The organism is Methylorubrum rhodesianum, from assembly GCF_014199985.1.
Classification (GTDB): Bacteria; Pseudomonadota; Alphaproteobacteria; order Rhizobiales; family Beijerinckiaceae; genus Methylobacterium; species Methylobacterium rhodesianum.
The window spans coordinates 86958-102650 of the sequence record NZ_JACHOS010000013.1 but is presented as its reverse complement, the minus strand read 5'-3'; the positions used below and the strand labels follow the sequence as shown (position 1 = coordinate 102650).

Genomic DNA, 15693 nt, shown 5'->3' with positions numbered 1-15693 from the left:
TCAGATCGCGTCCGTGCCCCTTGCGGCACGGATCGGTTCGCAGATCTTCGGGCTGATCTGGTCGAGATGCGGGCAGGCATTGGTCTCGTACCAGCCGCGCAGTTCGGGCTGCTTCGGCGCCACGTACATGGCGGTCAGGACGAAGCCGCCGGCGATGATGACCAGTAAGAGAAGAAGGTTGCGCACGGGATCTCTCCAATCCGGCGGCCCTCGGCGGGGACGCCAGCATCAACGCGGCAGACGCGCGAAGGCCGGGAGAGTTCCCTGGCCGAGCCTCGCCCCAACGCCTCATCAACGGCGCAGATCGTCGACGGTTTGCGGTCGGGTGTGAGTCAGCGGCCCCTGTGAGCCGGGCAGGAGGCCGAGATCCTGAAGCCAGAGCATCGCCAGCAGGGCCGCGAGCAAGCTGCCCACGCTCATCAGGATCGTGAGATTCCGCCTCCGGACGAGGATGAGGACCAGCACGACGAGCAGGGCGAGCGAGAGCGCGAGCGTCAACATGGAGGACGTTGTACGACAATCCGCCCCGCGGCGATCCTCCGGCCACGCGCTTTCGCAAGGGGGACGAGCAGCAATTCATCTCCGAACCGAATCCGATCGAGAGAGAGGCTTATACACCGAAAAGCTGAATTAGCCCGCCGCAAAGCTTGGGGCAGCACCTGTCATCAAAAATTCACGGAACCGCCTGCTGTACCGACATTTGTCAGCTCGGCGGTGGATCGTCGCCGTGGCAGGTCCTGTCAACCGACGTCGGACGATCCGCAGCCGAAAGCCGGCGCGCTCCGCGACCGGGCTGCATCGCTCGCAGCGGTCTTATGTCCTCGGGGTTCACATGTCTGACGCTCTCAGCCTGACGGGCGGCGGCTCGACGCCGACCCGCACCGAAGCGCCCGCCCGAGGCCCGAACCTGGACCGGCGCACCCATCCCGCCGGCATCGGCCTGTTCTTCCTCGTGCTCGCCGGCGGCCTCGGCTACGCGCTCCTCAATCTGATCACCGACATGCGGGCGGCCGGCCAGCCTCCGCTCGCCATCGGCGCGTTCGTGCTGCTCGGGCTCGCACTGCTCATCGCACTCGCCTTCGAGTTCGTGAACGGGTTCCACGACACCGCCAATGCCGTGGCGACGGTAATCTACACGCACAGCCTGCCACCGGTCGTGGCCGTGGTCTATTCGGGCGTCCTGAACTTTCTCGGCGTCGTCGTCTCGACCGGTGCGGTCGCCTACAGCGTGGTGACGCTGCTCCCCGTCGAACTCGTCCTCAAGGCCGGTTCGTCCGCGGGCTACGCCATGATCTTCGCGCTCCTCATCGCCGCGATCATCTGGAATCTGGGCACCTGGGCCCTCGGGCTGCCGAATTCGTCCTCCCACGCGCTGATCGGCTCCGTCCTCGGCGTCGGCCTCGCCAACCAGCTCCTCGCCCCCGAGGGCTCTCAAACGTCCGGCGTGCAATGGGATCAGGCCTGGAGCGTGCTGCGCGCCCTGCTGTTCAGCCCGGTCGTCGGCTTCGTCATGGCGGGCCTGCTGCTGCTGGCGATGCGGCTCCTGATCCGCAACCGAGCCCTGTACCGGGAGCCGGACGGCGACGCACCGCCTCCGCTCTGGATCCGTGCGCTGCTGATCCTGACCTGCGGCGGCGTGTCCTTCGCCCATGGCGGCAATGACGGGCAGAAGGGCATGGGCCTGATCATGCTGATCCTGATCGGTGCCGCGCCCACCGCCTACGCGCTCAATCGCACGATGTCGGAAGCCTCGACGCCCGGCTTCGTTCAGGTCTCCGAGCGCGCTTGGGCGGTTTTCCGGAATCGGGCGGAGACGGCCCCGCTTCCGAGCCCGGCCGCGGCCCGCACACAGATCACCGAGGCCGTGGGCCGAAAGGAGCTCGATCGACCGGAGGTCTACGCCGCCCTGGCCGCGCTCTCGAACGACATTGCCACGCAGGTGAAGGCGTACGGCGCGCTCCGCCACGTCCCGGCGGAAGCGACGCCGAACCTGCGCAACGACATGTTCCTCGCCTCCGATGCCATCCACAGCCTGGCCAAGCGCGAGGGTCTCTTCGCCGGCGCCGAGGCGGAGACGTTGAAGGCCTACGAGAAGAGCCTCAACGACGGCACCCGCTACATCCCCGACTGGGTGAAGGTGTCGGTCGCCCTGGCCCTCGGGCTCGGTACCATGGTCGGCTGGAAACGCATCGTCGTCACCGTCGGCAGCCGGATCGGGAAGAAGCACCTGACCTATGCCCAGGGCGCGTCCGCGGAGATCACGGCGGCCGGCACCATCGGTTTGGCGGAAGCCTACGGCCTGCCGGTCTCGACCACCCACATCCTGTCGAGCGGCGTCGCCGGCACCATGGCCGCCAACGGTTCGGGCCTGCAATGGGCCACCGTGCGCAACCTCGCCGCCGCATGGCTGATGACCCTGCCGGCGGCGATCGTCCTGGCCGGCGTGCTCTACGCCGGATTGCGGTTCGTGTTCTGACGCGGCGTCCCGTCAGACTCCCGCATACATCCGGCCTGGATTGAAGATGCCGGCCGGATCGTGGGCGGCCTTGATGCCGGCGGTGATCCGCATCAGCGGCTCGGGCAGCGGATCGAAGACAGGCACCGCCGCCCGCAGGGTCTCGGGTGCCCGCACCAGCGTCGCGTGGCCGCTGCCGGCCGCCTTCACCGCGGCGCGGATCACGCCGGCACCGGCATCGTCCGCTTCGTCCGTGGCGAGCCAGATCAGGCCGCCGCCCCAATCGTAGAACCAGCGCGCGGCGCGCTCGCCCCCGATCGCCGCGGCGACCGCCGGTCCGCGCGTCGGTGCGGTGGAAATGCGCCAGATCGCGGCGTCCCGCGGCTCGGCGAGCGGGGTCGCGTCGCGCACGGCCCGCCACAGCGCGCCGCTCTCCTCAGCCTCCACGACATGCGCCTCGCCATACCGGCGCAGGAGACGGCGCAACTCGCCGATGCGATAGCTGACCGACTTCGCAAAGCCCTCGACGCGCATCAAGGTGCGCGGTTCCGGGCCGCCGATCCCCGCGGGCAGATGAGCGGCGCCGGTCAGCTCGAACGGCGAGCCGAGGGCCGCGGCGAGCGCTTCGACGGCCGCCGCATCGGCGAGGCCCGGCAGGACCAGGGTCGCGACCTGCTCCTGCACCGGCAGCACCTTGAAGGTCACCTCGGTCAGCAGACCGAGAGTGCCCCAGGATCCGGCCATCAGCTTCACGAGATCGAGACCGGTGACGTTCTTCATCACCCGTCCGCCGGACTTGATCGGCTGGCCGCGCCCGTTGACGAAGCGCACGCCGATCAGACTGTCGCGGGCGGCACCCGCATTGATGCGGCGGGGCCCGGAATTGTTGGCCGCCGCCACCGCGCCGAAGGTCGGCTCGCCGGTCGAGCCGAGGAGCGGGCGGTGATCCATCGGCTCGAAGGGCAGCATCTGCCCACGCCCGGCCAGCAGCGCCTCCACCTCGGCGAGCGGCGTACCGGCGCGGGCCGCGACCACCATCTCGGCCGGCTCGTAGAGGGTGATGCCGGAGAGCCGGGTCGCGGAGAGCGTCGCCTCGTCATGAGGCGGACGGCCGAACGTCGCCTTGGTGCCGCCGCCGACGAGCCGCAGCGGTTCCGAGCGGCCGGCAGCCTGCGCGACGATGGCGGCCGCCTCCTGCTCGTCGGCCGGCGCGTATGAGGTCATCGTTTCCGTCCCGTGGGGTTTCTTATCGGCGTTTCGCCAGAACGTCCGGACACAAACCCCGATTGGACGAAGCTGGCAAGCCGGCCTTCATACACGCGTCAACGGGCCGGCGCGGGGAGCCGTTTCGGAAAACGCTCCCGCGCCACCGTGCGCAGCCCCGCGATGTCGAGGAACCAGACCAGCGCGCCGTAGACCGCCACCCCGGCCACGATGCAGGCCGGCAGAGCCAGCGCCGGCTCCAGGCGGCGGAACGGCAGCACGGCCAGGACCATCGCGAGGCAGGCGCCCGTGGTCAGGGCGAGGTCGCGACCGGGCAGGCGCAGGCGCTCGCTCCCGGCCAGCGCCCGCAGGCCGAGCACCACCACGGCCGCGACGAGACCGAGGGTCTGCGCCACAGCGACGCCCTGCGGACCGATCCACCGCGGCAGGAGGACGAGACCGAGACCGTTGACGGCCAAGCCGACCAGAGCGGCGGAGACGACCGGGCTGGTCCGGCGCCGGATCTGGAAGATCGGATTCAGCGCGAAGTTCATGATCGAGAGGCATAACAGGCCCGGGATCAGCAGGTCGGTGTAGGCGGCGAACGGACCGCGGAACTCCTCCGGCACGATCAGCCCCTGCAGGGCCGCGGTCACCGCCCAGTAGCCGGCGGCGCAGGGCAGGAGCAGCGCCACCACGATGGCGATGTTGCGCGAGACCTGCGTCTCGGCGGCCTCGCGGCCGTGATGCTCCTCGGCCTGCACGGCGATCTGGAACAGCAGCAGGTCGAGCGCGGCGCCGAGCGTCGAGAAGGCCCGGGAGCCGAGATCGGCGGCGAGGGCGAAATAGCCGGCCTCGGCAAAGCCCGCGCTCCCGGCAATGGCGGCGCGGTTGAGAAAGGGCATGATCTGGTAGACCGCGTTGGCGGCGATCAGGGGCAGGGCGTAGGCCGCGAACAGACGCAGGGTTTCCCTCACCCGTCCGCGGGGCAGGGCGGCGGCGTGGCCGAGCAGCCTGTCGCCGAGAACCTTGCGCATCGGGATCACCGCCAGGAACTGGCTCATCCCCCCCGCGATCAGCACCCAGACCGGCTGCGGAAACAGCCATGCGGTGCCCGCCATCAGCACGAAGGCGAGGGCGTTCTTCCACACCACGAGCCGGAGATAGGCGCCGCCGATGAAGCGGGCGCGGGCGAGCGCCGCGTGATAATCGAAGAGACCGATGCCGATCGCCGCGACCATGGTGCCGGCGGTCATCACCAGCCGGCCCTCAGGGGTCGGATCGACGGCGATCCCGAGGCCGGCGCAGAGGGCGGCGGCGGCGAAGAGCGCGAGCGCCACGGCACCGTAGGCCCGGTCGAGCCCCTGGCGGATCCAGGGCTCGGCCTCGCGCACCCGCGCCGAGTAGAACCGCGTCGCCGAGAGCCGCAGCCATTCGAACAGGAGGGTGTTGAGCACGACCGCTCCGGCCGTCGCCAGGGCGAAGCGGCCGAAATCGGCCGGCCCCAGCATCCGGGCGATGGCGATGCCGAGGACGAAGTTGAGCCCGGCATTGAGGACGAAGGCGGCGATGACGGCCATGGGACGGGGTGCGCTGCTCGCTCGGCCTGAGATCTGCCGGCGAGATTCGCAGCTAGCCGCCAACAAAGCCTGAATTGTGGGGCGGTCGCCTCAGCGAGGCCCAGACGCGTCCGGCAGCCGGAGCCTTCACGACCGGTCGATGCCGGCGCGACGGAGCCCGGCCGAGGCCCGAGCCGTGCTATGAGCGGGGCTCTCGACACCGAGGCTCGCGATGTCTGTGGATCTGCCCTTCGTCACGAAGGTGTTCGCCGCCCTCTTCGCCATCATGAACCCGATCGCGAACGTGCCGGTGTTCCTCTCCCTGACCGAGGGCGCCTCCGATGCGGTGCGGCGGCGGGTGGCCGGCACAGCCGCCCTCGGGACCACCATCGGGTGCCTCGTCTCACTGGTCGGCGGACAGGCCGTCCTCGATGCCTTCGGGCTCAGCGTCGACGACTTCCGCCTGGCGGGTGGCCTGATCGTCCTGACGATCGCGCTCTCCATGCTGCAGGGCTCGTCGAGCCGAGCGCATGGACGCAATCCCGGGGGGAAGCAGGACGTGATCGATGTGGAGAGCGTCGCCATCTACCCGCTGACGATCCCTCTGCTCGTCGGTCCGGGCACGATCGCCACGCTCATCGTGTTCGGCCACACCGCCGAGAGCCAGGGCAAGTGGCTGGACGTCGCGGTCGGCGTCGGCGCCTTTCTCGTCCTCCTCACGGCCGCGCTGCTCGCCGCTCCCTGGCTGGGCCGCCATCTGTCGGCGACGGCGACCGCGATCACGCGCCGGCTGATGGGCATGATCCTCGCCGCCGTCGCGATGGAGATGATCGTGACGAGCCTGCGCAATCTTTTCCCCGGCCTCGGCCATTGAGGCGGATGAAGCCGCGAGACGCGGGCGTCCCGCGAAGCCGCGTCAGAGCCAGCCCCGCTTGCGGAAGTACAGCAGCGGCGCGATCGCGGAGATCACGATCAGGGCGAGACCATAGGGATAGCCGTAAGCCCAATCGAGTTCGGGCATGTGCTTGAAGTTCATGCCGTAAATCGAGGCGACCAGAGTGGGCGGAACGCCGACCACCGACACGACGGTCAGGATGCGGAATGCGTTGTTCTGCTCGATGTTGATGAGCCCGAGGGTGGCGTCGAGCAGGAACTGGACGGTCTCGGAGAGCCGTGTCTCGAACTCGTCGATCGAGGCGATGTCGCCCGCCAGGGTGTCGAAACGGGGCAGGTCGCCCTCGCCGAGCCCCTGCTGGCACTCGCTCTTCGCGAAGGCGATGATCCGCCCGAGCCCGAGCAAGCTGGCGCGGACCTTGGCCAGCGACTTGCCGTGGCGCCCGACCGAGCGAAGCAGGCGGCGCAACGCCAGGTCCCGGCGCTTGGGAGCCGTGGTGTCGCCCTTCCGCGCTCCCGGGCGCGCACCGGCATCGAAGTCGAAGATGCGGGTGGAGAGACTGTCGAGGTCGCCCGACATTTCCTCCAGCAGGTCGGCGAGATTGTCGACGAGTTCCTCGACGACGAGCAGGAACATGCGCGTGCTGGTGCTGCCGTCGCCGTCCCCGTCATCCACACGTTTGCGCACCGCCGCGAACGCCCGCATCTCGTGGAAGCGCACGGTGACGAGGTGATCGGCGGTCAGCAGGAAGCCCAGCGGCTTCAGGCTGAAATCCGAGCGATCGAAGGTCACCATCGGCGTCGAGAGCGAGAGTCCGTCGCGGTTGCGCCGCAGGCGGCTCGACGATTCGACCTCGCTCAACGCCGCGCGCGACGGGATGCGGATGCCGGTCTTCCGCTCGACCTGCGCCGCCTCTTCCGCTGTCGGATCGTTCAGGTCGATCCACACCGCGTGATCGGGCAGGCTTGCGCCGTCCGCTCCGCCGCCGTGCTCGACCGCGCCGTTTGCCCCGTGCAGGCTCATCATGGGGAGAGATCGTCCCTGTCGCGCGAGAGGCGCGGAAAAATTCGTGCAGAAACGCCGCAGGGGGAAAGAAGCTGCGCCTTGACTCGAAAACGGCCCGCGCCTATCTCGCGGCCGTCGTTAGCACTCACCGGTTTAGAGTGCTAACAAGCAGGTGGAGCGCGGTCGTCCCGGCCGCATGAAGACCAACCGCCATTTCGAAGCAAGAGGGCAGCTCATGAAGTTCCGTCCGCTGCACGACCGCGTCGTCGTCCGTCGCATCGAGAGCGAAGAGAAGACGAAGGGCGGCATCATCATCCCGGATACCGCCAAGGAGAAGCCGCAAGAGGGCGAGATCGTCGCCGTCGGCCCCGGCGCCCGCGACGAGCAGGGCCGCGTCAACGCCCTCGACGTCAAGGTCGGTGACCGCGTGCTGTTCGGCAAGTGGTCCGGCACCGAGGTCAAGATCGACGGCCAGGATCTCCTGATCATGAAGGAATCCGACATCATGGGCGTCGTCGCCGCCTAAGGCTGCGCCCGCTTCACCGCCCTTGGAGGCCGCTCCCGCTGGCTTCAGGGCTTTCCGACACTCTCATCTGAGGCAGGTACTCACATGGCAGCGAAAGACGTTCGTTTCTCCGCCGACGCTCGCGACAAGATGCTGCGCGGCGTCGACATCCTCGCGGATGCCGTCAAGGTCACCCTCGGCCCCAAGGGCCGCAACGTCGTCATCGAGAAGAGCTTCGGCGCGCCCCGCATCACCAAGGACGGTGTGACGGTCGCCAAGGAGATCGAGCTCGCCGACAAGTTCGAGAACATGGGCGCCCAGATGGTGCGCGAAGTGGCCTCGAAGACCAACGACATCGCCGGTGACGGCACCACCACCGCGACGGTGCTGGCCCAGGCGATCGTCCGCGAGGGCGCCAAGTTCGTCGCCGCCGGCATCAACCCGATGGACCTGAAGCGCGGCATCGACCTCGCGACCCAGGCCGCCGTGAAGGACATCACCGCCCGCGCCAAGAAGGTCGCCTCTTCCGAGGAAGTGGCCCAGGTCGGCACGATCTCCGCCAACGGCGACAAGGAGATCGGCGAGATGATCGCCCACGCCATGCAGAAGGTGGGCAACGAGGGCGTCATCACCGTCGAGGAGGCCAAGACCGCCGAGACCGAGCTCGACGTTGTCGAGGGCATGCAGTTCGACCGCGGCTATCTCTCCCCGTACTTCGTCACGAACGCGGAGAAGATGGTCGCCGAGCTCGAGGACCCCTACATCCTCATCCACGAGAAGAAGCTCTCCTCGCTCCAGCCGATGCTGCCGGTGCTCGAGGCCGTGGTGCAGACCGGCAAGCCGCTGCTCATCATCGCCGAGGACATCGAGGGCGAGGCGCTTGCGACCCTCGTCGTGAACAAGCTGCGCGGCGGCCTGAAGGTCGCGGCGGTGAAGGCTCCGGGCTTCGGCGACCGCCGCAAGGCGATGCTCGAGGACATCGCGATCCTCACCAAGGGCCAGACCATCTCCGAGGATCTCGGCATCAAGCTCGAGAACGTCGCCCTGCCGATGCTCGGCCGCGCCAAGCGCGTCCGCATCGAGAAGGAGAACACCACGATCATCGACGGTCTCGGCGAGAAGGCCGACATCGAGGCCCGCGTCGGTCAGATCAAGGCGCAGATCGAGGAGACCACCTCGGACTACGATCGTGAGAAGCTCCAGGAGCGTCTGGCCAAGCTCGCGGGCGGCGTCGCGGTGATCCGCGTCGGCGGCGCGACCGAGGTCGAGGTCAAGGAGAAGAAGGACCGCGTGGACGACGCGCTCAACGCCACCCGCGCCGCGGTGGAAGAGGGCATCGTTCCCGGCGGCGGCACCGCGCTCCTGCGCGCCAAGAAGGCGGTCGCCGAGCTGAAGTCCGAGGTCCCGGACGTCCAGGCCGGCATCAAGATCGTGCTCAAGGCGCTTGAGGCGCCGCTGCGCCAGATCGCCCAGAACGCGGGCGTCGAGGGCTCGATCGTCGTCGGCAAGATCACCGACAACACCGGCTCCGAGACCTACGGCTTCAACGCCCAGACCGAAGAGTACGTCGACATGATCCAGGCCGGCATCGTCGACCCGGCCAAGGTCGTGCGCACCGCCCTTCAGGACGCGGCCTCCGTCGCCGGCCTGCTGGTGACCACGGAAGCCATGGTCGCCGACGCGCCGAAGAAGGACAGCCCGGCCCCGGCGATGCCCGGCGGCGGCATGGGCGGCATGGACTTCTAAGTCCACGCACTCAGCCAAGGACGAGAGGAGGGGTCGCCGCGAGGCGGCCCCTTTCTCATTGGTGATCCTGGATGCTGCGGGCGAGCACCAGAGTGCTGCAGATCTCACAGCGGGAAAAGCGCGCGGAAAATATCCTATGCAGTGGCCGCGGGCACCGGGTCCCGGCAGCTTCGTCCCAGCCGCCCTCCGATGTTGTCGGCCCGACTTCCGCGAGCACCGTGACGGACCGAACTCCCGCCTCCTCGACGCCGCACATGCATATCCGCGAGGAGATGCTGAGCCTGATGCAGGCGCTGGCGGATGGAATACGGATCGACGGCCTGATGGCCGATCAGCTCTCGCAGATCGCCGATCGGGCCCGGCTCTGCGGTGAAGGGGAGATGGCTGACGGCCTCCTCGGCGTGACCCGCCAGCACCGGGTCGCCGTGCTGGAAGGGCAGGGCCGGCTCGCCGCTCTCGAAGCCCGCTACGCGATTCTGTTCCCCGACGAGGCTTGATCCGTCGCTTCCGCCCCGTCTCATCGAATGAAGTGGCGCCCGTCGTTCGGGACGGCCCCTTCGTGAGGGGCATTCAGCCCTTCTTCTTCTTGCCCTTCCGCTCCTTCTGATCCTTGTCCTTGCCCTTCTTCTCGCGGCCCTCTTTCGCGGCCGGCGCGTCGTGGTCCTTGCCGTCCCACACCGCGGCGAAGGGACGGCTGGCGAGTGCGCGCTCCGGCGGCGGCTCGACGCGACGGGCCGTCGTCGCCGCGTCCTCGGCCCGGGTCTCGCCCTTGCGGAACGGCGCGTCCCCGGCGGCGAGGGCGGCGAGGCGGTGGCGATGCCAACCCGGTGTCGCGGTCTTCAGCGAGGGGTGGTGCGGGTCGAGGCGGGTCACGAGGCCCTTCACCTCCGCCTCCGACATGCCGTCGGCGATCAGGGCGAAGCTCTCGCTGCCCAGGATCTCGCGGATCATGCGCAGCGACGCCACGCGCAAGGTCCGCGCCTTGAGCTGCTTGACGACGAGGATGCGGGCGACCTTGGGGACTTCGGTACGGATGTCGGGAAACGCTTCCGGCGCGGAGGCCATCGCCTGCAGGACGGCGTAGCCATCGACGTCAAGAGCCATGGAGGACTTCCTTCACTTCCGCGACGAGCGGAATCAGCACGTTGGGAACATGGGCGCCGTACTTGGCGGAGAAGGTCGGCGGCGCGCCATCGACGGGAACCAGTGCTTCGGCAAGCGCCGCCGCCTGAGGGATGCGGGTTTCGAGCAGATGGAAGCCGGCGTCGTCGGACCTCGCCTCGGCCTGAAGCCTGGCCAAGGTCCGCTGATGCTGTCGCACCTGGGCCTGGAAGCGGGTGACCAGTACGTGCGGTGCGCTCCTCGGGACGATGTGGCTGCCCTGTCGGGCGGGGCGCCGCCAGATCGACTCGACGAAGGCATTGAGACCGTAGGTTGAGAGAAAATCGGGGATCGAGGTCACGAGCACGAGGTCGGCGGCCCGCACCGCCACTTCCGTCATCGGTGAGATGCCGGGCGCGCAATCGAAGAAGATGTAGTCGTACCGCTCGGCCAGCGGCACGAAATCCTCCTGGAAGATCGACCACAGCTTCTCGTCGATGGCGTGCATCGAGAATTTGCGCTCGGTCAGCTCGTAGAGGATCTCGCGCTCGACGAGGCGCAGATGCGGACCAGACGGGAGCAACGCGAGTGACAACGGCCGGTTCTTGTGGACGGTCAGGCTGACGCCGGGCTGGATCCGGGCGGAGAGGTCCGGCTTGAGGCGGGTGATGAGCTTGAGGGCGAGATAGGCTTCCAGGGTGCGGCCGCGGACGATCATCTCACCGAGCAGCTGGTCGCCCGCGAGGCAGACCGACACGCTCGCCTGCGGATCGAGATCGACCACGAGCACCCGCGCCCCGCCGGCAGCCAGCGCCTCGGCAAGCATGACGACGGTGGTGGTCTTGCCGACCCCGCCCTTCATGTTCGCCACCGCGATCAGCTTTCCGCCCACCGACATCCCCTCTGAAACGGTCCCGGCATCCGGCCCCGCCCCGCGCGCAAGCCGGGCCGTTCGACGGCACTCTAGCGCATCGATCCTTGCCGGAGGCCGTCAACGCCTTTCGGCAGAGTGCCGACTGTCACTCGACGGCGCGCCGGCCGGCGGCGGATCTCGGTGGCCGATCCGCGCCCGTATCGGACGGAATACGCCTTCGTGATCGCGGGTACGGGCGGAACACGCCGCGCATAATCCTATTTTGCGAAGCGCCAACGACATCCGCCACCCGGCGGGAGCCCTTCGATCCGAGGTTCAGCGCTGTGATCTTTCCAACCACCACGGCCTTCTACGGCGCGATCCTGGGGCTGATCTATGCCGGCCTGTCCGGTTGGGTGATCGGCGGTCGCGTCAGCGGCAACGTCCTGTTCGGCGACGGCGGCCAGGATGGCCTCCAGCGCCGCATCCGCTCGCACGGCAACTTCCAGGAATACGTGCCGATGACCCTGCTGCTGATCGCGCTCTACGAGGCGGGCGGCGGCTCCCAGGGGTGGATCCAGGGCCTGCTGATCGTGCTCGTGATCGCGCGCATCCTGCACCCGATCGGAATGTTCGCACCGGAGAACTCGCCGCGCCAGTTCGCCTGCCGCGGCGGCGGAATCCTCGCGACGATCGCCGTCATGGCGATCGTCGCGCTCCTGCTGCTCCTGCGCGTGGGCTGACCGGCCGGCGCTCCCGTGCCTAGGGCGCGGCGGCAACGCGCGGCGCGCTCCCCCTCGCGAGCGGCGCCGCGCCCTCGCGTTCCAGCGTCGCTACGGAGAGCGGCTGGCCGCGCCCGCGCAAGGAATGCGTGCCGAGTGGCCTGACGACGACCCCTTCGGGCAAGCGCGGCAGCCGCTTCAACAGATCCTCGGAGATCAGGGTATCGACGCCGAGGGGGCGGCACAGGGCCTCAACGCGGGCCACCACGTTCACCGCATCGCCGAAATAGGCGATCTTGTGCCGGTCCACGCCGACTTCGGCGGTGATCACCCGGCCGCCATGCAGGCCGGCCCGCAGCCGCGGAACGGTGCCGAACCGCGCCTCCCACGCTTCCGCCTCCGCTTCAATCCGCTCGCGCACGGCAAACAGGCATTCGACGCAGCGCGCGTCCTTCAGGCCGCGCTCCATCGGCCAGGTGATCATGGCGAGGTCGCCGATATAGTCGTCGGTCGAGCCGTAGAACCGGCGCACGGGCTCCGCGAGGGTGGCGAAGACGGCGCTGAGATACTCCTGTGCCCGCAGGTCGCCGTGAGTCTCGGCGAAGGCGGTGGATCCGACGACGTCGAGGAACAGGAAAATGCGCTCCTCCTCCACCGGGCGGTGATAGCGCCCGACGAGAAAGTTGATGAAGACCTCTCCGCCGATCAGGTCGCGCATGCGGATCACGAAAACGAGGAGCGCCGAGACAGCGAGCGCGTAGGCCAGCACCCGTGGCGTGGTGCGCACCGCCTCCTCCAGGCTGTCGCCGGTCAGACCGAGCAGCCAGACGACGAAGCCGCCGAGCGCGTTGCCGACGACGATCATCGCCACGTAGGAGAGCTCCGCCGCCACGACGTACAATCCGGCCGGCAGGCGGCGGATGCGCGACTGGACGCCGGCGAGCAGAACGCCCCGGTCGAAGGCCAGCGCCGAGATGCCGACGCAGAGGCCGTAGGTGAAGCCTGCCAGGGGCGACGCGCCGCCAGCGAAGATGACGTTGTAGAGCAACCCCGCCCCGCCCGAGGCGAGAAGGATGAGGAGCCAGAACCAGCGATGGTGCGGCAGCATCAGTTCGGGCTCCGGCAGCCGTCGGAGGAAGTACCCGGCCCGTGCACGGCGGCCCTGAGGGCAGGCGTGCAACGGTCAGGCAGGCGGGTCGACACGGGGGCTCCTTCCGTCGCCGATCAGGAGGTTCGGGAAAACTTCCGATCCACTTCAGGCCGTCGAAGGCTCATGCCTGCAACGTGGCGCGAATGTGGCGCACAGCCGCACGCCACGTTCGAGGCGGACCATAAATTTTTTCGCCTCCGACCGCGCGGAAGGGATTGAGCGCCCCGCCGCATCGGAAGGGCGAAGCCTATTCGCCGACCCCGAACAGTTTCTCGAGGAAGTTGCGGTCGTCCCGGCTCGGCCCCCGCTCCCGGCCCACGGGGCGGGGGGGGAGGGCGGAGGCGGTCTGCTCCGGTTCGCCGAGCAGCGCGCCGATCAGGCCGCCGGGGCCGGAATCGCGCTCCGGCTGCGCCTCGGGCCGCGGCGCCCGCCAACGGTTCAGGCCCGGCAGGCCCACGGGCTTCTCGCCCTTGAGCGCCGTGGTCATGTAGGCCTTCCAGATGTCGACCGGCAGGCTACCGCCCGAGGCGCGCTTCGTCGGCTCGCCGTCGTCGTTGCCGAGCCAGACCCCCGTCACCAGCGTGGCCGAGTAGCCGACGAACCATGCGTCGCGGAACTCCTGGCTGGTGCCGGTCTTGCCGGCGAGTTCCCAGCCGGAAATATCGGCCTTCTTCGCCGTGCCCATGGTGAAGACGTCGTGCATCATGGCGTTCATCATGCCGACGGCGTTCGGATCGATGACGCGGCCGAGGCCACCCTCTCCGCGCTTGTAGAGCACCTTGCCGGTGGCGCTCTTGATGCCGGCGATGACGTAGGGGATCACGCCGGTGCCGCCGTTGGCGAAGGCGCAGTAGGCTCCCACCAGTTCGAGCGGCGTCACCTCGGAGGTGCCGAGCGCGATCGAGCCGTTGGCCTGGAGCGGCGAGGCGATGCCAAGCCGCTGGGCGGTCTGCACCACCGCCTTCGGACCGACCTCCTGCCCGAGTTTCACCGCGACCGTGTTGAGCGACAGCGCCAGCGCCTCGCGCAGGGAAACCGGACCGCGGTAGTTGTGCGAGTAGTTCTCCGGCGCCCAGTTGCCGATGCGCACGGGCGCGTCGTCTCGGACCGTGTCGGGAGTCAGGCCGCGATCGACGGCGGCGAGGTAGACGAAGGGCTTGAAGGCGGAGCCCGGCTGGCGCCTGGCGGTGGTGGCGCGGTTGAACTGGCTCTGCGCGTAGTCGCGCCCGCCGACGAGGGCGCGGATCGCCCCGTCCGGCCGCATCGAGACCAGCGCGCCCTGCGCAACGTTGTAGCGGGTGCCCTTGGCGTTCAACTCGTCGGTGAGCGCCTTCTCTCCCGCGGCCTGCATGCTGGCATCCACGGTGGTGGCGACGACGATGTCCTCGTCGAATTTCGGCAGGAAGTCGTCGAGCACGTCCATCACAAGGTCGGCGACGTAGTTCTGCGAGCCGCCGCCGCGGGTCGAGGCCGGCCGCGCCGGCTGCGCCAGCGCCACCTTCACGTCCGGGCCCTTGGCAAAGCCCAGCTCCTCCATCGCCGCGAGCACCTGGCCGGCGCGGGCCTGAGCCGCCTTCAGGTTTCGGTTGGGCGCGAGCCGCGAGGGCGCCTGGACGAGGCCGCCGAGCATGGCGGCCTCCGCCAGCGTCACGTTCTTGGCAGGCTTGCCGAAATAGCGCTGCGCCGCCGCCTCGACGCCGTAGGCGCCGGCGCCGAAATAGACTCGGTTGAGGTAGAGTTCGAGGATCTCGTCCTTGGTGTATTTGTGCTCCAGCCACAGCGCCAGGATCGCCTCCTGGATCTTTCGCGAGGCGGAGCGCTCGGGCGTCAGGAATAGGTTCTTGGCGAGCTGCTGGGTCAGGGTCGAGCCGCCCTGCGCCACGCCACGGCGGGTCAGGTTCTGCGCGATGGCGCGGGCGACGCCGATCGGATCGATGCCGAAATGGTCGTAGAAGCGGCGGTCCTCAATGGCGACGAAGGCACGGGGCAGGTAGGGCGGCAGCTCCTTGATCGAGACCACGCGTCCGCCCGTCTCGCCGCGATTGGCGAGCAGGCTGCCGTCACTGGCGAGGATGGCGATGTTGGGCGGCCGCTTCGGCACGGCGAGCTGATCGATCGGCGGCAGCTGCGAGGCGTGATAGGCGATGAGCCCGGCGAGCCCGATCACCGCCCAGATCCCGAGCACGACGCCGGCATAGATCAGCCGCCCGAGCCAGGAGCGCCGCCGCGGCGGGCGCCGGCCTCCACGGCCGCCGGACGCCTTGCGCGCGGGCGCCTTCGATGCCGAGCGTCCGGACGACATGCGCTGGCCACCCGCCGACCGGTCGTTGCGCGACAGGCGCACGTCGAGGCGGCCCGGCTCGCTCCCTTCGGGAATGTCGAAAGTGGGTTCGCTGCGTGGTTTGCGTCCGCGAGACTGCGCCATGCGTTCCGTGCGTCCTGGGCTGCCGCTCGGTCCTCGAAGGATCATCCTTCGAGCCTTCGGGGCCTCCCGCGACC

15 protein-coding genes are annotated in these 15693 nt (G+C 69.0%); 6 read left to right on the top strand and 9 right to left on the bottom strand.

What is annotated here, in order from left to right; genetic code table 11:
* On the bottom strand, nt 1–186 hold the full coding sequence (locus tag HNR01_RS19115) for a hypothetical protein (protein ID WP_017483291.1): 186 nt from the start codon (nt 184–186) through the stop codon (nt 1–3).
* 105 nt (nt 187–291) lie between these two features.
* The gene (locus tag HNR01_RS19110; protein WP_183669133.1) at nt 292–501 is read right to left on the bottom strand and encodes a hypothetical protein; all 210 of its coding nucleotides are present in this window, start codon (nt 499–501) and stop codon (nt 292–294) included.
* A 331-nt stretch (nt 502–832) separates the two neighbouring features.
* Here HNR01_RS19110 and HNR01_RS19105 point away from each other — a divergent pair, with 331 nt between their 5' ends.
* The gene (locus tag HNR01_RS19105; protein ID WP_183669132.1) at nt 833–2476 is read left to right on the top strand and encodes an inorganic phosphate transporter; all 1644 of its coding nucleotides are present in this window, start codon (nt 833–835) and stop codon (nt 2474–2476) included.
* Between the two features lie 12 nt (nt 2477–2488).
* Here the strand turns inward: HNR01_RS19105 and glcE are convergent, their stop codons facing one another.
* Both glcE and HNR01_RS19095 read right to left on the bottom strand, forming a co-directional pair.
* On the bottom strand, nt 2489–3679 hold the full coding sequence (gene glcE, locus HNR01_RS19100; RefSeq protein WP_183669131.1) for a glycolate oxidase subunit GlcE: 1191 nt from the start codon (nt 3677–3679) through the stop codon (nt 2489–2491).
* Between the two features lie 98 nt (nt 3680–3777).
* Nucleotides 3778–5238, bottom strand: coding sequence for a lipopolysaccharide biosynthesis protein (locus HNR01_RS19095; protein ID WP_183669129.1), 1461 nt, complete (start codon nt 5236–5238; stop codon nt 3778–3780).
* Between the two features lie 211 nt (nt 5239–5449).
* Between HNR01_RS19095 and HNR01_RS19090 the strand changes: the two genes are divergently transcribed.
* Nucleotides 5450–6091, top strand: coding sequence for a MarC family protein (locus HNR01_RS19090; protein ID WP_183669127.1), 642 nt, complete (start codon nt 5450–5452; stop codon nt 6089–6091).
* 42 nt (nt 6092–6133) lie between these two features.
* On the opposite strand, the gene HNR01_RS19085 is transcribed toward HNR01_RS19090, so the two are convergent.
* Nucleotides 6134–7138 (bottom strand): magnesium transporter CorA family protein, encoded by a 1005-nt coding sequence (locus HNR01_RS19085; protein WP_153873259.1) that lies wholly within the window; start codon nt 7136–7138, stop codon nt 6134–6136.
* Nucleotides 7139–7352: 214 nt separating this feature from the next.
* Here HNR01_RS19085 and groES point away from each other — a divergent pair, with 214 nt between their 5' ends.
* The 3 genes from groES to HNR01_RS19070 all read left to right on the top strand — a co-directional run bounded on the left by groES (nt 7353) and on the right by HNR01_RS19070 (nt 9865).
* Nucleotides 7353–7643 carry a co-chaperone GroES gene (gene groES, locus HNR01_RS19080; protein ID WP_012457015.1) on the top strand — a complete coding sequence of 97 codons (291 nt, stop codon included), beginning with the start codon at nt 7353–7355 and terminating at the stop codon, nt 7641–7643.
* An 84-nt stretch (nt 7644–7727) separates the two neighbouring features.
* Nucleotides 7728–9368 carry a chaperonin GroEL gene (gene groL / locus HNR01_RS19075; RefSeq protein ID WP_017483299.1) on the top strand — a complete coding sequence of 547 codons (1641 nt, stop codon included), beginning with the start codon at nt 7728–7730 and terminating at the stop codon, nt 9366–9368.
* A gap of 218 nt (nt 9369–9586) precedes the next feature.
* Nucleotides 9587–9865 carry a hypothetical protein gene (locus HNR01_RS19070; RefSeq protein WP_309236209.1) on the top strand — a complete coding sequence of 93 codons (279 nt, stop codon included), beginning with the start codon at nt 9587–9589 and terminating at the stop codon, nt 9863–9865.
* Between the two features lie 73 nt (nt 9866–9938).
* Here the strand turns inward: HNR01_RS19070 and HNR01_RS19065 are convergent, their stop codons facing one another.
* Both HNR01_RS19065 and HNR01_RS19060 read right to left on the bottom strand, forming a co-directional pair.
* On the bottom strand, nt 9939–10472 hold the full coding sequence (locus tag HNR01_RS19065; protein WP_183669124.1) for a hypothetical protein: 534 nt from the start codon (nt 10470–10472) through the stop codon (nt 9939–9941).
* Nucleotides 10462–11367: a ParA family protein gene (locus HNR01_RS19060; RefSeq protein WP_183669122.1), complete on the bottom strand. Its 906-nt coding sequence runs from the start codon at nt 11365–11367 to the stop codon at nt 10462–10464. Before HNR01_RS19060 ends, HNR01_RS19065 begins: the two co-directional genes overlap by 11 nt.
* A 299-nt stretch (nt 11368–11666) precedes the next feature.
* On the opposite strand from HNR01_RS19060, the gene HNR01_RS19055 reads away from it, so the two are divergent.
* Nucleotides 11667–12065, top strand: coding sequence for an MAPEG family protein (locus tag HNR01_RS19055; protein WP_183669120.1), 399 nt, complete (start codon nt 11667–11669; stop codon nt 12063–12065).
* A gap of 19 nt (nt 12066–12084) precedes the next feature.
* Here the strand turns inward: HNR01_RS19055 and HNR01_RS19050 are convergent, their stop codons facing one another.
* Entirely contained in the window at nt 12085–13152 is a 1068-nt protein-coding gene (locus HNR01_RS19050) for an adenylate/guanylate cyclase domain-containing protein (RefSeq protein ID WP_017483304.1), read from the bottom strand.
* 289 nt (nt 13153–13441) lie between these two features.
* Nucleotides 13442–15619 (bottom strand): transglycosylase domain-containing protein, encoded by a 2178-nt coding sequence (locus tag HNR01_RS19045; protein WP_183669118.1) that lies wholly within the window; start codon nt 15617–15619, stop codon nt 13442–13444.
* Between the last annotated feature and the right edge of the window lie 74 nt (nt 15620–15693).

Bases quoted from the DNA above. Each gene is read 5' to 3' on its own strand.
- HNR01_RS19110 (WP_183669133.1), bottom strand. From the start codon at position 501: ATGTTGACGCTCGCGCTCTCGCTCGCCCTGCTCGTCGTGCTGGTCCTC.
- HNR01_RS19105 (WP_183669132.1), top strand. From the start codon at position 833: ATGTCTGACGCTCTCAGCCTGACGGGCGGCGGCTCGACGCCGACCCGC.
- glcE (WP_183669131.1), bottom strand. From the start codon at position 3,679: ATGACCTCATACGCGCCGGCCGACGAGCAGGAGGCGGCCGCCATCGTC.
- HNR01_RS19095 (WP_183669129.1), bottom strand. From the start codon at position 5,238: ATGGCCGTCATCGCCGCCTTCGTCCTCAATGCCGGGCTCAACTTCGTC.
- HNR01_RS19090 (WP_183669127.1), top strand. From the start codon at position 5,450: ATGTCTGTGGATCTGCCCTTCGTCACGAAGGTGTTCGCCGCCCTCTTC.
- HNR01_RS19085 (WP_153873259.1), bottom strand. From the start codon at position 7,138: ATGATGAGCCTGCACGGGGCAAACGGCGCGGTCGAGCACGGCGGCGGA.
- groES (WP_012457015.1), top strand. From the start codon at position 7,353: ATGAAGTTCCGTCCGCTGCACGACCGCGTCGTCGTCCGTCGCATCGAG.
- groL (WP_017483299.1), top strand. From the start codon at position 7,728: ATGGCAGCGAAAGACGTTCGTTTCTCCGCCGACGCTCGCGACAAGATG.
- HNR01_RS19065 (WP_183669124.1), bottom strand. From the start codon at position 10,472: ATGGCTCTTGACGTCGATGGCTACGCCGTCCTGCAGGCGATGGCCTCC.
- HNR01_RS19060 (WP_183669122.1), bottom strand. From the start codon at position 11,367: ATGTCGGTGGGCGGAAAGCTGATCGCGGTGGCGAACATGAAGGGCGGG.
- HNR01_RS19050 (WP_017483304.1), bottom strand. From the start codon at position 13,152: ATGCTGCCGCACCATCGCTGGTTCTGGCTCCTCATCCTTCTCGCCTCG.
- HNR01_RS19045 (WP_183669118.1), bottom strand. From the start codon at position 15,619: ATGGCGCAGTCTCGCGGACGCAAACCACGCAGCGAACCCACTTTCGAC.